This is a genomic window from Corynebacterium minutissimum (assembly GCF_016889765.1).
Taxonomy (GTDB): Bacteria; Actinomycetota; Actinomycetes; order Mycobacteriales; family Mycobacteriaceae; genus Corynebacterium; species Corynebacterium minutissimum_B.
The window spans coordinates 33,282-47,713 of sequence record NZ_CP069533.1 but is presented as its reverse complement, the minus strand read 5'-3'; the positions used below and the strand labels follow the sequence as shown (position 1 = coordinate 47,713).

Annotated in this window: 10 protein-coding genes and 1 pseudogene; 8 read left to right on the top strand and 3 right to left on the bottom strand. The window is 59.2% G+C overall.

Going from position 1 to position 14,432, the window contains the following annotated elements; translation table 11 throughout:
- Positions 1 to 65 precede the first annotated feature (65 nt).
- A complete protein-coding gene (locus I6J26_RS00210) occupies positions 66 to 668 on the top strand; it encodes a class I SAM-dependent methyltransferase (RefSeq protein WP_115022183.1) in 603 nt (200 codons plus the stop codon).
- Here the strand turns inward: I6J26_RS00210 and thiD are convergent.
- The gene (thiD, locus tag I6J26_RS00205) at positions 657 to 1,478 is read right to left on the bottom strand and encodes a bifunctional hydroxymethylpyrimidine kinase/phosphomethylpyrimidine kinase (RefSeq protein WP_115022180.1); all 822 of its coding nucleotides are present in this window, start codon (positions 1,476 to 1,478) and stop codon (positions 657 to 659) included. The genes I6J26_RS00210 and thiD overlap by 12 nt on opposite strands.
- Positions 1,479 to 1,582: 104 nt before the next feature.
- The gene (locus I6J26_RS00200) at positions 1,583 to 2,926 is read right to left on the bottom strand and encodes an NAD(P)/FAD-dependent oxidoreductase (RefSeq protein WP_115022178.1); all 1,344 of its coding nucleotides are present in this window, start codon (positions 2,924 to 2,926) and stop codon (positions 1,583 to 1,585) included.
- A 184-nt stretch (positions 2,927 to 3,110) separates the two neighbouring features.
- On the opposite strand from I6J26_RS00200, the gene I6J26_RS00195 reads away from it, so the two are divergent.
- The 6 genes from I6J26_RS00195 to I6J26_RS00170 all read left to right on the top strand — a co-directional run bounded on the left by I6J26_RS00195 (position 3,111) and on the right by I6J26_RS00170 (position 9,913).
- A complete protein-coding gene (locus I6J26_RS00195) occupies positions 3,111 to 4,403 on the top strand; it encodes a class I SAM-dependent methyltransferase (protein WP_115022176.1) in 1,293 nt (430 codons plus the stop codon).
- A 56-nt stretch (positions 4,404 to 4,459) separates the two neighbouring features.
- Positions 4,460 to 5,179: a glycerophosphodiester phosphodiesterase gene (locus tag I6J26_RS00190; protein ID WP_115022173.1), complete on the top strand. Its 720-nt coding sequence runs from the start codon at positions 4,460 to 4,462 to the stop codon at positions 5,177 to 5,179.
- Between the two features lie 240 nt (positions 5,180 to 5,419).
- Entirely contained in the window at positions 5,420 to 6,394 is a 975-nt protein-coding gene (locus tag I6J26_RS00185) for a carbohydrate ABC transporter permease (RefSeq protein WP_239121801.1), read from the top strand.
- Positions 6,395 to 7,366, top strand: a complete 972-nt coding sequence (locus I6J26_RS00180) for a carbohydrate ABC transporter permease (protein ID WP_115022168.1) — start codon at positions 6,395 to 6,397, stop codon at positions 7,364 to 7,366.
- A 79-nt stretch (positions 7,367 to 7,445) separates the two neighbouring features.
- Entirely contained in the window at positions 7,446 to 8,756 is a 1,311-nt protein-coding gene (locus tag I6J26_RS00175; protein WP_115022166.1) for an ABC transporter substrate-binding protein, read from the top strand.
- A 26-nt stretch (positions 8,757 to 8,782) separates the two neighbouring features.
- Positions 8,783 to 9,913: an ABC transporter ATP-binding protein gene (locus I6J26_RS00170; RefSeq protein WP_042530888.1), complete on the top strand. Its 1,131-nt coding sequence runs from the start codon at positions 8,783 to 8,785 to the stop codon at positions 9,911 to 9,913.
- 70 nt (positions 9,914 to 9,983) lie between these two features.
- On the opposite strand, the pseudogene I6J26_RS00165 reads toward I6J26_RS00170, so the two are convergent.
- A pseudogene (locus I6J26_RS00165) lies at positions 9,984 to 12,905 on the bottom strand (FAD-binding and (Fe-S)-binding domain-containing protein).
- Between the two features lie 110 nt (positions 12,906 to 13,015).
- On the opposite strand from I6J26_RS00165, the gene I6J26_RS00160 reads away from it, so the two are divergent.
- Positions 13,016 to 13,996: a bile acid:sodium symporter family protein gene (locus I6J26_RS00160; protein ID WP_115022163.1), complete on the top strand. Its 981-nt coding sequence runs from the start codon at positions 13,016 to 13,018 to the stop codon at positions 13,994 to 13,996.
- Positions 13,997 to 14,432: the final 436 nt, after the last annotated feature.

Genomic DNA, 14,432 nt, shown 5'->3' with positions numbered 1-14,432 from the left:
TTCCCCCGGCGAGTTTTATCTGAGCGGCTAAAGCTTACACCGTGAAAGGGCATATAATTGCTTTTATGCCTACCTGGAAAGAAGTTACCGCAGCTAACCCGGCCCATTCCCACAATTTTGCGCGGAAATGGAAGACGCTTCGAGCCCAGGGTAAGGATATCGACGGCGAAGCCCGGCTAATCGATGCCATGGTGGAGCGAAACTCCCGCGTCCTTGATGCGGGCTGTGGCTCTGGGCGCCTCGGCGGTGAGCTGGCTAAACGTGGACACACTGTCGTGGGCGTGGACGTCGATCCAGTTCTTATCGAGCATGCCGAACACGACTATCCGGAGGCACGCTGGGAGGTGGGGGATCTCTCCGAAGATGACATCCCAGAGGATAATTTTGACATCGCCGTGGCAGCGGGCAATGTCATGACGTTCATTGACCCTGAAGGTAGGGACGCTGCCCTGCGCAACGTCTTCGACGCTCTTCGCCCAGGCGGGCGTTTCGTCGTCGGCTTTGGTGAAGGCCGCGGCTGGGGCTTTGAGGAGTTTCTCGCCCTGGCCGGAGCGGTTGGTTACCGCGTGGATTTCACCTTCTCCTCATGGGACATGAAGGTGTTCAAGGACAACTCGACGTTTCTCGTCGCGGTACTGACTCGCCCCGGCGCGGACTTACTCGGATAAAGCGAGGCGGCGCATGCGGTGTCCATGGTCGATAGGGCCGTGGCCCTTGCCAACGTGAAGCTCGTCTGCATGCGCGATAGCCTCGTGAATCCACTCAGTGGCCCACTGAAGGGCGGCGTCAAGCGTATCGCCGGCAGCTAAGCGCGCGGCAAGTGCTGAAGAAAGGGAGCAGCCGGTGCCGTGCGTGTTCTTCGTCTCCACGCGGGGGCAGGGCACGCGGGTGACGTGGCCATCGGGGCTTACCGTGGCGTTATCGGCGTGCTTGCCGTTGAGGTGACCTCCTTTGACCACGACCCACGTGCCATTGGTGGCCGCCCACTCGCTCGCCACCGCAATCGCCTCTTCCAGCGTGCGCGGTTCCTCCACGTCTGCAAGCACTGCAAGTTCTGGCAGGTTTGGTGTGACGACGGTGGCTCGACGCGCGAGCTCTTGTATCGCGCGTTCTGCCGCTGGCTCCAAGAGCCGATCCCCACTAGAGGCAATCATGACTGGGTCGCACACCACCGGAACCCCATCCGGCAATGAGGACACGAACTCGCTGACCGTTTCGGTGATGGCGACGGAGCCGAGCATGCCGATCTTGATGGCGTCGATAAGCACATCGTCTTTCACACAATCCAACTGTTCCTGAAGGAAATTGACCGGAGGGATGTGGATACTGCGCACGCCCTGCGTGTTCTGCGCTACCAGCGCTGTCACCACGGCCATTCCGTACGCCCCGGCAGCTTCGAAGGATTTTAGATCTGCATGAATACCTGCGCCACCTGTGGGATCAGTACCGGCGATGCTTAGGACGCGGGGCAGGGGCATGGTGGCTCTCCTTCAGGCTGGGAACTGGGTGCACTCTCCACCGTATCTGGGAATGAAAAAAGGGGAGAGGATTATCTCCTCTCCCCACGGTGACGCGACGTTCTTTAGTGAAGGTCGCGGTCAATCACATTGCGGGCAACGCGCTGCTGCTGGGTAATCTCCAGGTTGCCGCGGTCACGCGATACAGCGTTGAGCAGCCAGTGCAGGGCCACGAGCACACGGCTGCGGAAGCCCACGATGTAGGAGATGTGCAGGCCCAGCCACGACAGCCACGCCGGGAAACCAGTGAACTCGGTCTTGCCCAGCTTGACCACAGCGTTGAAGCGGGAAATAACTGCCATGGAGCCCTTGTCGAAGTAGTCGAAAGCCTCGGACTCGTTCGCGGTGGACTCCTCATCGATCTTGGCCTCGATGAGCTTGCCCACGTGGTTACCACCCTGGATGGCCACCTGAGCTACACCCGGCAGGCGGTTGAGGGAGATCATGTCACCAACGATGTAGACGTTCTTGTACTCGCCGACGGTGAGGTCCTCGTTAACGGCAACACGGCCAGCACGGTCAGCTTCCACACCAGCCTGGTCTGCGATGAGCTTGCCCAGCGGGGAAGCAGCTACACCGGCGGACCAGATCTTGGTGGCGGCCTCGATCGTGACCTCTTCCTCGGTCTTCATGTTCTTGTAGGTCACGGCATCCTCGGTCACGTCGGTCACCATGGCGTTGAGGCGGACGTCGACGCCCAGCTTCTCCAGAACGCGCTGTGCCTTGCGGCCGAGGCGCTTGCCAAACGGAGGCAGAACCTGCGGGGCACCATCGAGCAGGTAAATCTTGGCAGAGGTGGAACCGAAGTTGGAGTAAGCCCCGGCGAAGGTACGCTGTGCCAACTCAGCAATCTGGCCGGTGAGCTCCACACCGGTCGGGCCAGCACCCACGATGACGAAGGTGAGCAGCTTCTCACGCTTGGCAGGATCTTCTTCCAGCTCTGCCTTCTCAAAAGCAGAAATGATGCGGGAGCGAATCTCAAGGGCATCATCCAGCGTCTTCATGCCCGGTGCGTACTGGGCAAAGTGGTCGTTTCCGAAGTAGGACTGACCAGCACCGGCGGCGACGATGAGGGAATCGTACTCGTAGGTGCGGGTTGCGCCGTCGAGTTCAGCGGTAACGGTCTGGTCCTTGATGTTGATGTCAGTGACCTCACCGTTGATGAAGTGAGCATTGTCCTGGTTGCGCAAAATCTGGCGCGTGGACGGAGCGATCTCACCGGCGGAGATAACACCGGTGGCTACTTGGTAGAGCATCGGCTGGAAGAGGTGGTGGTTCTTCTTGTCGATGAGGGTGATCTCAACGTCTGCGTCCTTGAGCTTCTTCACGGCATTGATGCCTCCGAAGCCTGCACCGATAACAACGACGTGGTGGCGGCCGTTAGCTGGACGGTGGGGAGTGTGCGCCATAGCGATTGTGTACCTTCCTGAAGAAAGCTAGAAATTTTTACGCGAGCTAGTCTAAACCCTTCTAGCCGTACATGCATACTATTTGGGGGATTAACTGGCTTTTTGGGCCGCGCCTCCACCCCTTGTGGGCGGGGGCGCTTTATTCTTATCGGGACATGTGTGCGATGAGGAGGCGGGCTTAAGCGTGTATTCCCACTTGGCTTCGATTGATGCTGAGGCGTGGCCGGGCGTGGCCTCGGTACCGTCCTCGCGTCTGCTGCGTTTTACTGCTGGGCGTGCGGAAGCGGAGTTTGCGCAGGCCTGTGCCAAGGCAGGGGTGGACTTAGAAGGAAACGACCCCGATATTGCAGTGCTTCACGACGCCCTCTTCTCCCGCATCGCCGATTCCGGCTGGCTCGGCCTCGCAGAGTCCTATATGGCGGGTGAGTGGACCACCCCTGATTCTGATCGCTTGGTCAAGGTGCTGCTGCGCCTGCTGGGAGTGGGCTACCGCCCGAAAGCGAAGGATGTGGCGGTGGAAGAGTCCACGCCGGGGGAGTTGCCGCTGGATGTGGTGAAGCTTTATGCCGGGGATTCTTTGAGCCACTCGGGAGGCATTTTTGCTAGCGGTGTGCCAACGACAGTGCGCGAAGCGGTGCGTAGCTATAGCGCTCATGCGGGCCGCAAGGAACCGAAGGAGCATTTTGTCGATGTGACGACGGTGAGCGAACCTACTTCAACCGACCGTGAGGATCTGGGAGATGCGCAGCGCCGGGCTGCGCAATGGCTCCTTGACGCTACCCATACGGGTGCCGGTACCCACCTGCTGGTTTATCCTGCTACGGGTTTGCAGGTGGCGGTGCAGGCAGTGGCTCGCCGTGCGACGGTGGATGTTCTTACGGGAGATGAGGATCAGCGTGCGCTTTTCGACGAACAGCTTCTCCTCGAAGGCGCTGCCGATTCGGTGCATGTGCAAGCAATCGATACCGCGCTGCCGGATCCGAAACAGTGGCGTGGTAGGTATGACGCCATCGTGAGCGTGGAGAAATTAGAGACGCTTTCACCGCGGGAGCGCCGCCGCTTTGTGCAGGTGCTTGATCGTTCTCTTATCAATGGCGGCCGCGTGGGCTTATTCTCCTTGTTCGCAACCACTAAGATGACCCCGTCTGCGCGTTCAGCAGTGCAGGTCATGCGCGCCTATATCTGGCCAGGCTTGGATTATCCGACGCTAGAGGAAACCTACCAACTTTTTGATAAGCGCTCTAACCTGCGCATCGTTGCGCAAACCCACGTGGGTACGCACTATCTGGAAACCGTGCGCTATCAGCGCAGTTTCTTCGATGGCCGCCTACGTGAGGCAGCGGCCGCTGGCTTTGACCACGTGTTCCGCCGTCTGTGGACCTTCCAGTTTGCATTACGTGAGGCGTTGCTTACCTTAGGCATGTTGGACGCGGTCCACGTTGTGGCAACACATCGCCACCGCGGCGGGCGCCGTTAGCGCGGTCTACACTGGGCGCCACCATCACAACCCACCTCGCAGCCCGGAGGAAAAGCATGTCAGACCACACAGGAATTATCGCACACCGAGGCTATAACGGCTGGTACCCGGAGAATACCCACCGTTCCTTCGACGAAGCCCTCAAACTCGATGTGGCTGGAGTGGAGTGCGACGTCAACCTGACCAAGGACGGGGAAGTCGTGGTCATCCACGATCAGACGGTGGACAGGACATCAGACGGCAGCGGTGCAGTAGGTGATATGACGCTGAAGGAGCTGCGCGCACTTAATGTGGGCACCACTGAGGATCCGCAACGCATCATGCGTCTCGACGAATTGCTCGACCTCGTCGAGTCCTATCCGGGCAAGCAGCTACTCATTGAGACTAAACATCCGTCCCCATTTGGCGCACGGCTTGAGGAATCGGTAGCGGAGGTCTTGCGTAACCGACGGCTCGATGCCGACCCACGGTTTAGCCTCATTTCCTTTAATCCCGAAGCAATTGCCCGGTTCCGAAACCTGCTGCCGTCCCTGCAATCCTTTTTGCTCCTAGAGCCGGAAGAGGGGCTTCCGCAGTCCCGTGAGGGCGCGACGGGTTTCGGGCCTTCCATTCGCCAGGCGCGGAGTGAAGCCGACTTCTTTGGTGGGGTTGAATGCCCGACCTACGTGTGGACGGTGAACCTGCCCAAGGACATGGCGTGGTGCCGCGATAACGGGGTAGAGCTCATGGCAACCGACCTGCCGGAGCTGGCTCTAGAAGTGCTTTCGCGCAGCTAATTAGCGTTAAACCAGGTCTGCATTGGTGTCGCTCATGAGTCTAAAAGGTCTAGCTATAAAAGTAGTGGCGTCACTCTTTTTAGCGACGTGTGACCGGACGTTTATAGCCGTCGCATTTGTGACGTGCGGCACGCTTATAAGGGGCTTTTGCGGGCTACACCCCTGAAATTTGTCGGTTGTTTGTCCGGCCAAAACTTTTCGTCAACTTTCTGTTAACCGTCTTGGTCTAGCTTTCTCTGCATGGCAATATCCAACCCGGCAAACGGGCACATGACTGCGATCCCCGCAGTCACCGAGAAGCCGGTCGTCTCCGAAGAGTACGCGCGTCACCCACGCAAGCAAAAGCTCGACTGGAGACAGATCGGCCTCGCGGCATTGCTCATTGGCCCGAACCTTCTCCTTCTCATTCTTTTCACGTATCGACCACTAGTCGATAACATCCGCATCTCTTTCTTCAACTGGAATATTTCCTCGCCGACGATGACCTTCGTCGGCCTGCAGAACTACATCGACTGGTTCCAGGCACCGGATACTGGGCGCGTCGTGTTCAACACTGTCGTGTTCACCTTCTTCGCGGTGGCCGGTTCGATGGTTCTGGGGCTAGCGCTGGCATTGTTGCTGGACCAAAAGCTGTTTGGTCGCGCGGCGGTGCGCTCGATGGTCTTTGCTCCCTACGTCATCGCTGGCGCGGCCATTGGCGTGGCGTTCCAGTTCGTCTTCGATCCTAACTACGGCCTCATCCAATATTTTTTGGGCCTTATCGGGGTTGAGGTGCCCAACTTTTACCAGCAGCAGAACTGGGCACTGTTCATGATCACGGTGACGTATGTGTGGAAGAACGTCGGCTACGTCTTCGTCATCTATCTTGCAGCCTTGCAGGGCCGCCGCCGTGATCTTGATGAAGCCTCGGAGATCGACGGCACCCCGGCCGCGCGGCACTTCTTCCGCGTGGTTCTGCCGCAGCTTCGCGGCACCACTTTCTTCCTGCTGATTACTGTGCTGCTTAATTCCTTCCAGGTCTTCGACATCATCAATGCGATGACCGGTGGTGGACCGTTTGGCTACGGTACTTCCACGATGGTCTTCCAGGTGTATCAGGAGACTTTCATCAACAATCGCGCTGGCTATGGCGCTGCTGTGGCCACCATCATGTTCCTTGTCGTGCTTGTCATTACGGTGCTGCAGATCAGGTTGCAGGAAAGGATGGATAAGTAAATGTCTGACCGTCGCGCAATTCCGGCTTCCGTCCAGGTAGGTCTCCCACAAGCTCAAGGCGAACTGCCGCCGGTTCCTGGATCCCAGTCCCTCGCAGCGCCCGTCATTACCGAGGCCCAGCGCAAGCGCAAAGGCGAGCCCATCGATCACAGCCACCCAGCAACGAAGGTCGTCGGCTACATCGCCCTCGTTCTTACGGTTCTGATGATTTTGGTGCCGCTGTACTTCATCTTCATCACCAGCTTCAAGTCTTTCCAAGATGTGTACTCGGATCCGATTTCCTTCTGGCCCAATCCTTTCAAGGCGGAAAACTATTCCTACGTCTGGCAGACCTCTGGATTTTCGAGCTACCTTAAAAACTCCGTCATCATCACTCTGATCCTGACGGTGGTGGAAGTAGTCCTTGGCGTTCTGACCGCCTATGCCTTCGCATTCATTCGCTTCCCCGGCCGAAATCTGCTGTTCCTGCTCATCATCGCCTCGCTGATGGTGCCCAACCAGATCACCATTATTTCGAACTACTCGCTGGTTGCGTCGTGGGGTTGGAGAGACACCTACGCCGGCGTCATCATCCCGCTGGCAGGCGTGGCGTTTGGTGCCTTCCTCATGCGCAATCACTTCCAGTCATTGCCCCCGGAAATTCTCGAGGCCGCTCGCATGGACGGGGCAGGATTCTTCACCACCTTGTTCCGCGTGGTCCTGCCGATGTCGTGGCCAACGCTGTCTGCGTTCGTCCTCATCACCGTGGTCAATGAGTGGAACCAATACCTGTGGCCCTTCCTCATTACGGATACACCGGCCGCAGCCACCCTTCCAGTGGGCCTGACCCGCTTGCAGGACGCGGAAGGCGTGACCAACTGGGCGCCGGTGATGGCCGGCACCGTGCTGACAACCCTGCCGATGATCATTATCTTCCTCATACTTCAGAAGCCGATGATCAAGGGTCTGACTGCGGGCGCAGTCAAGGGTTAGTCTGCCCCCAGCCTGCTGTCCCAACGCCCAACTCAATCAAAACCCTCATACTCTTCACTTTTCAAGGAGAACTCCCACCATGTCTCGTAAGACTTCTACTCGCATCGTTGCCGTCTGCGCGGCACTGCTGACCACCGTGTCCCTGACCGCCTGCGCAGGTGGCTCCAACACTGCCGGAAGCGGTTCCAAGGACGGCGGCGACGCCAACACCATTACTTTCTGGTCCAACCACCCGGGTTCCTCCCGCGACCTGGAGCAAGAGCTCATTGATGAATTCGAGAAGGAGAACCCGGATCTGAAGGTTGAGCTGGTCACCGCCGGCTCCAACTATGAGGAAGTTGCGCAGCGCTTCAACGCTGCTCTCGCAGGTGGCGACCTGCCTGACGTCCTCGTTGCGTCCGACGTCACCTGGTTCAACTTCGCACTGAATGAGGCCACCACGCCGCTCGATGAGCTGTGGGAGATGAACGATATTGACTCTGAGAGCTACGTGGACACCCTGCGTGAGGACTACAAGTACAAGGATAAGCACTACGGCGTTCCGTACTCCCGCTCCACGAACCTGATGTACTGGAATACCGATGACCTCAAGGCAGCTGGTCTTCCCACCGACCGTGGTCCGAAGGACTGGGAAGAGTTCGACGAGTGGGCAACCAAGATCAAGGACAAGCTCGACAAGCCTGCCGTCACCGTACCGGATGGCTCCAACTACCTCGACTGGTACTTCCAGGGCATGATTTGGGCCTTCGGTGGTTCTTACTCTGATGAGTGGGAACCGAACTTTACCTCCAAGGAGTCCATCGAGGCCGGTAAGTTCCTGCAGGACCAGGTCAAGGCCGGTCACATCGAAATCTCTACCGACCCGACCGTCGCATTCGGCTCCGGAAAGGCCTCCGGTCTTCTGGAGTCCACCGGTTCCCTGGGTGGTCTGAAGGAGACGGCGACGATCCCGTTCATTACCACCTACCTGCCGGGCCCGGGCCCCTCGGCAGCCACCGGTGGTGCTGGTCTTGCCGTCCCGGCTGGCATCTCCGACGAGCGCAAGGCTAATGCGGTCAAGTTCATTGACTTCCTGACGAACACCGAGAACACCATCAAGTTCTCCCAGAAGACGGGCTACATGCCGGTGCGCAAGGACGCCCTGGATGATCCGGAAGAGAAGAAGTTCTTGGAGGAGAACCCGAACGCTCAGACCGCAATCGAGCAGCTCAACGAGAACACTAAGCCGCAGGATTACGCACGCGTCTTCGTGCCAGGCGGTGGACAGCGTATCGGTGGCGTTCTTGACCGCATCACTGTGGGCAACGAGGACGTGGAGTCCGCATTCGGTGACCTGCAGAAGGAGACTCAGAGCGTTATCGACCGTGACATCACCCCGAAGCTGAAGTAACTCTTCGCATCGTTTGAAAGGACATCATGGCTACTGTTGAATTCCGCCAAGCTTCCAGGATTTACGATCCGAAGAAGCCTCCGGCGGTCAGCCGCATTAACCTCGATATCAAGGATGGCGAATTCTTGGTACTCGTCGGACCGTCGGGCTGCGGTAAGTCGACGACATTGCGCATGCTCGCTGGCCTTGAGCCAATCGACGAAGGGCAGATCTTCATCGATGGGGCTGACGTGACTGAGACCCGTTCGCGGGACCGCGATGTAGCCATGGTGTTCCAGTCCTATGCGCTGTACCCCAATATGACAGCGCGCCAGAACATGGCGTTTGCATTGCAAAACGCCAAGGTGGATAAGGCAACCATCGAAGAGCGCGTGAACTTTGCCGCAAAGATGCTCGAGCTGGAAGACCTTATCGACCGCAAGCCGTCCGCGATGTCGGGTGGCCAGCGCCAGCGTGTGGCCATGGGGCGCGCTATCGTGCGCCAGCCCAAGGTCTTCCTTATGGATGAGCCGCTGTCTAACCTGGATGCGAAGCTGCGTGTCTCCACACGTGCGCAGATCCTGCAGCTGCAGCGCGAGCTCAACACCACAACGGTCTACGTTACCCATGACCAGACTGAGGCGATGACCATGGGAGATCGCGTGTGCGTTCTCAAACAGGGCATCATCCAGCAGGTTGATGCGCCGAACACGCTGTATGAGAACCCCGGCAACTCCTTCGTGGCGACGTTCATCGGTTCGCCGGCTATGACCCTCATCGAGAACGTCCCGTTCGTTGACGGGCGTGTCGTTGGCGGCAAGGACCATGCTCTGGACTACTACATGCCACAGGAGCAGGCGGCGAAGGTGAATTCGGATCGCGTCATCGTCGGCGTGCGCCCAGAGAACTGGGAAATCGTCGGCGTGAACCAGCCCGGTGAGCAGTATGGTCTCCCGGTCCGGGTCGATATTGTCGAGCACCTAGGCTCCGAACTGTACGTCTACGGCAGCCGCGAGGAGTCGGCTGACGACGTCATCGCGGTCCGTGGTGACCGGATCACGGTGAAGGTACCGCGCGGCATTGACGTGCACCAGGGCGACACGATCTACCTGCGCCCGATGAAGGGCGGTTGCGTGTTCTTCGCCCCAGATACCGAAATCAACTACGACTACCTCTAAAACTGGTTTCACCACATCCGACGCGCCGGTGGTAGGGCTTCCCACGCAGGGAACCGCCACCGGCGCGTTGCTAAGGGGTCACGACCGGACGAGACGCGCGTTCGAGAAGCACAGCAATAGAGTCATAGGTCTTGCCCGCGATCATCTCGAGCCCCATCTCGCAGGTGCGGTTATCGGAGACGTACGCCTCGAAGTGCTCAGCGTCGAGCGAGGCGCGTTCCTCGCGAGTAGCGGACTCGACGAGCTCCGGGTGGAGCATGACGCGGTCACCCGCGGAGCCACAGCACATGGCACCTTCAGGAACCTTGGCGTCACCGCAGAGGTTGGCCAAATCGACGAGGTCCTGGCTGATACCCATGTGATCCGTAGAGCACGTGGGGTGAACGGCAATGGATCCCATGTTTTTGACAATCCGCAGGTGCGGTGCAATCTCAACTCGTAGCCACTCCACAAGATCAAGGATGCGCAGGTCCTTCCAGAGTTCGTGGTCGGCCGCAGACAGCGCGTCCGGAACCGAATCCAGCAGGCCGTGGGTACAGCTGGCAGCATCGACCACGATGGGCAGGCGGCCATGCTCAGACCAGTGCCACAGGTCACGCACGATCTTCTGTGCTTGGTACTCGAAACCTTCTTTGTAGCCCTTGGAGGACCACGGTGTACCGCAGCAATCGCCGGCTACATCTTCCGGAATCCACACTGGTTGGCCGGCACGGCGGCCGAGCTCTACGACAGCGCGTGGCAGGTCCACCGAGTCCTGAGCGGCTCCTGCCGGGCGGCCGAAGATGCGGTTAATGCAGGCAGGGAAGTAGAGCGCCTGAGCGCCCTCGCGTGGAGTCTCCGGTAGGCGGGAGGCGCCTTTCGGCAACGGCCCAGGAACAGTCGGCAGCAGGTCTGGCGCCACGACGTTACGGGCCATGTTCGCGCCTAGCTCGAGCGGCTTGTGCGGAATCTTGTTGGCGGAAATGATGCCGGCGCGGGCCAGCTTTTCCACGACGTCCCAGCGTTGCGCTGTGGTCAGCGCGACCTTCTCACGGGCCGGGGTGGCTTGCTGGTGACGCAGCTGTTTCATCACGGCACCGGTATCAATGCTGATGGGGCAGGGGATGGAGCAGGTCCCGTCGGCGGCACACATATCGACCGCGTCGTACTGATACTCCTTCTGCAGTTGGGCAAGAACCTCCGAGCCCTCCTCTTGGCGGGCCATTTCGCGGCGCAACACAATGCGCTGACGTGGAGTAACCGTTGCGTGACGCGACGGGCAGACTGGCTCGCAGAAGCCGCATTCCACGCAGGGGTTGATCTCATCTTCCACCTTGGGGAAGGACTTGAAGTTGCGCAGGTGAATGGTGTGATCGCGAGTGAGCTTCACGTCGGGAGCGAGGATGCCTTTCGGGTCAATCATGTTCTTGACCTCCCAGAAAAGCTCAAAGGCCTCCGTGCCCCATTCGTGCTCGAGGAAGGGCGCCATATTCACACCGGTGCCGTGCTCTGCCTTCATTGAGCCCTGGTACTTGTCGATGACCAGCTCTGCCAAGTCATCGAGGAAGTTGGCATAGGATTCCCGTTCTTCTTCGCGGTCGAAGCGCGGGGTAAAGAAGAAGTGCAGGTTGCCAAAAGCGGCATGCCCCATGACGGATTCCGGGTAACCGTACTTGGCCTGCAGATCCATCAGGTCCGCTGCCGCTTCGCCTACCTGTGCCGACGGGAAGCACACGTCCTCGGTGATGTAGGCCGTGCCGTTAGGGCGGTCAGCACCGAGCAGGCCATATAGGCCGTTGCGCAGCTCCCATGCTCCGCGCATGTCCTCCGGGGTGGTGAGGAATTCAAGGGGGCGGAGCAGTGGGGCGTCGGCAAGCACAGTGCGCAGGCGCTCCATGGCCTGGTTCAGCTCGTTCTCGTCTCCACCACCGATCTCTACGAGGACGGCTGCCGCGTTATCGTCGAGGGTCCGCCACGACGCCGGCGCGTGGGAGTAGTGCTCTGCCGAGCGGCGCATGACCGGAGCAACGAGCAACTCGCAGGCCTCAGCACCGGTTTCCATAATGGGATGCACGAAGTTGGCGGCATCACGCAGGTTGGGCAGCTCGACCCAGGTGGTGGCCTTCACGCGAGGTAGCTTTACCGTGCGCATAACGGACTCGGTAATGGCACCGAAGATACCTTCAGAACCGATGAGGAGGCGTTTGAGAATGTGTACCGGCTCGTCCTCATCGAGGAAGGCATCGATGCGAAGGCCATTGGTGTTACGGATGGAGAACTTGGTGCGGAGGAACTCCACCATCTCGGTATTGGCGCGAAGCCTATCGCGGAAGGCCAGCAGATCCGCGTGGAGCTTCGGCTCCTGCTTCCGGAAGGCGTCATCACCACGAGCGGTATCAACAATGGTGCCCTAAGGGAGAACGAAGACGAGTTCTTCGATGCTGTGGTAGCTATCGCGCTCCAGCGAGCAGCGCATTCCTCCGGAGTTGTCGGCGAGTACGCCACCGATGGTGCACACGGAAGTTGACCCCGGGTCAGGTCCCAACATAAAACCATGGCGGGACAGTACGGCCTGGGCATCGCCTAGAATGACGCCTGGTCGGGACCACAGCTTGGTGCCGCCATTACGTACTTCCATGCCGGTAAAGTGCGTCTTAACGTCAACCAAGATGTCATCACTCATCGCTTGACCGTTGAGGGAAGTACCGGCGGCGCGAAAAGTCATGTGGCGGTTATTAGCGTCGCAGTAGGCCATGAGAGCTGAAAGGTCAGCGGCGTTGCGCGGTGAGACAACGATCTGGGGGATAGAGCGGTAAGGACCGGCATCGGAGGAGAAACGCACGAGGTCGCTCAGTCGGCCGTGCACGTTCTCTGCGCCGACGAGGGCCTCCATGTCCGCGACGAGTTCGGCAGGGGAGCCGTGACGGTAGCGGGCGGGAACGGCGTCGGCTTGGCTGGTGGTGCCTTCGGGACGTGAGAGGCGAGAGGTATCGGGACTAAAGAGCTTGGACATACCTCTAATCTATCGGTTGACAGTAAATATGGGCGAAAAGGGGGTGCGTGTCGTCTACGATGTGGGATACTTGGTCCACTGAATGAGATTGCTAATGGAAAGGACATGCTATGACCAGCCCACGTACGGAAGGGGAGCGCGGTGAAAAGATCGCTGTTTATGCCTTCCCCATCGTCATCATTGCCTGCGCTGCCGTGGCATTTGCGAGCCCCAGTACTTTTGAACCGGTAGGCCAGTACACCAAGCAACTACTCATGGTCATTATGTTTTCCATGGGCTTGACGTTGACTATCCCGGATTTGGCGTTGGTGGCGAAACGTCCCATGCCCATCTTCTTGGGCGTGCTCTGTCAGTTCGCCATCATGCCCACGAGCGCGCTACTGGTGGCAAAGGTACTAGGGCTTTCCGACGCCGCCACCGTCGGCCTCATCCTCCTGGGCTCCGTCCCCGGTGGAACGGCTTCAAATGTCATGGCCTTCCTGGCCAAAGGTGACGTGGCGTTGTCCGTCGCTATGACCTCGGTATCCACGTTGGTCTCACCCTTCATGACGCCAGTGCTGATGCTGTGGTTGGCGGGACAGACCGCGGACGTGGATGGCAAGGGCATGATGTGGTCGCTGGTGCAGACCGTCCTTATCCCAGTGGGCTTGGGCTTGCTTCTACGCGTCGTAGCGAGCAGAACTGTGGACAAGGTTCTCCCTGTATTGCCGTGGGTAGCGATTGCCGGTATTGGTGCAGTGGTGATGGCCGTGGTCTCGAGGTCCCAGGAGAAACTGGTGACGGTGGGCCTTATCGTCTTTGTGGGCGTGGCCATACAGAACCTCATCGGATTCATCTTCGGCTACTATCTGGCCAAGATTGCCCGCGAGCGCGAGTCCGCGGCGCGCACGACGGCCATTGAAGTAGCCACGCAGAACTCTGGGCTGGCCTCAGCGCTGGCGTTGCAGTTCTTTACTCCGGAAGCGGCGCTACCCGGAGTGGTTGCTGCTGTGTGGGCCAATGTCACCGGAGCGATCTTCGCTGCCATTGTGCGGCGCCAGCCCCTCGATGAACCGACGCCCGAAGCGCGTGTTGCACAGGCTGTAAGCTAGTGCAGGGGAGGCTTTGGTGTGGGCCGTCCATATTATCTGACATAATGTACATTATCGGACACAACGTTATGGGCGGGAGCGCAACGATGCTTCCCTCGGTTAATGTTCGGCCGTGAACCTTGACGCCGGCGCACTTCTGCATGAGGCGCCGCGGGCGCTGGCTTGCCTTGCTCCGTAAGTCTATATGGACTTGCGCCGAGCGCTCTGTGGTCCAGCTCGCCGACACGGTTGCGGAACGCAGGCACCCCGGCGGCCGGTCGGTTGAATCCTCGTAGCCGACTGCAATCGTGCCGTCTCTGCTTGGCGGTGCCCGCCGGCCCTCTTGTTGTCGCCATGACTGCGAGAGTTGAGTGTCCGATCTGCAGGTAAGTCTGACGAAAAGCGGCCAAAAGGCGACCTGGTGCGCTACTTCCCCGGTGCGTAAATACACACCTTT

Excerpts from the sequence above, each read along its gene's own strand:
- I6J26_RS00210 (WP_115022183.1), top strand. The coding sequence starts at position 66 with ATGCCTACCTGGAAAGAAGTTACCGCAGCTAACCCGGCCCATTCCCAC.
- thiD (WP_115022180.1), bottom strand. The coding sequence starts at position 1,478 with ATGCCCCTGCCCCGCGTCCTAAGCATCGCCGGTACTGATCCCACAGGT.
- I6J26_RS00200 (WP_115022178.1), bottom strand. The coding sequence starts at position 2,926 with ATGGCGCACACTCCCCACCGTCCAGCTAACGGCCGCCACCACGTCGTT.
- I6J26_RS00190 (WP_115022173.1), top strand. The coding sequence starts at position 4,460 with ATGTCAGACCACACAGGAATTATCGCACACCGAGGCTATAACGGCTGG.
- I6J26_RS00185 (WP_239121801.1), top strand. The coding sequence starts at position 5,420 with ATGGCAATATCCAACCCGGCAAACGGGCACATGACTGCGATCCCCGCA.
- I6J26_RS00180 (WP_115022168.1), top strand. The coding sequence starts at position 6,395 with ATGTCTGACCGTCGCGCAATTCCGGCTTCCGTCCAGGTAGGTCTCCCA.
- I6J26_RS00175 (WP_115022166.1), top strand. The coding sequence starts at position 7,446 with ATGTCTCGTAAGACTTCTACTCGCATCGTTGCCGTCTGCGCGGCACTG.
- I6J26_RS00170 (WP_042530888.1), top strand. The coding sequence starts at position 8,783 with ATGGCTACTGTTGAATTCCGCCAAGCTTCCAGGATTTACGATCCGAAG.
- I6J26_RS00160 (WP_115022163.1), top strand. The coding sequence starts at position 13,016 with ATGACCAGCCCACGTACGGAAGGGGAGCGCGGTGAAAAGATCGCTGTT.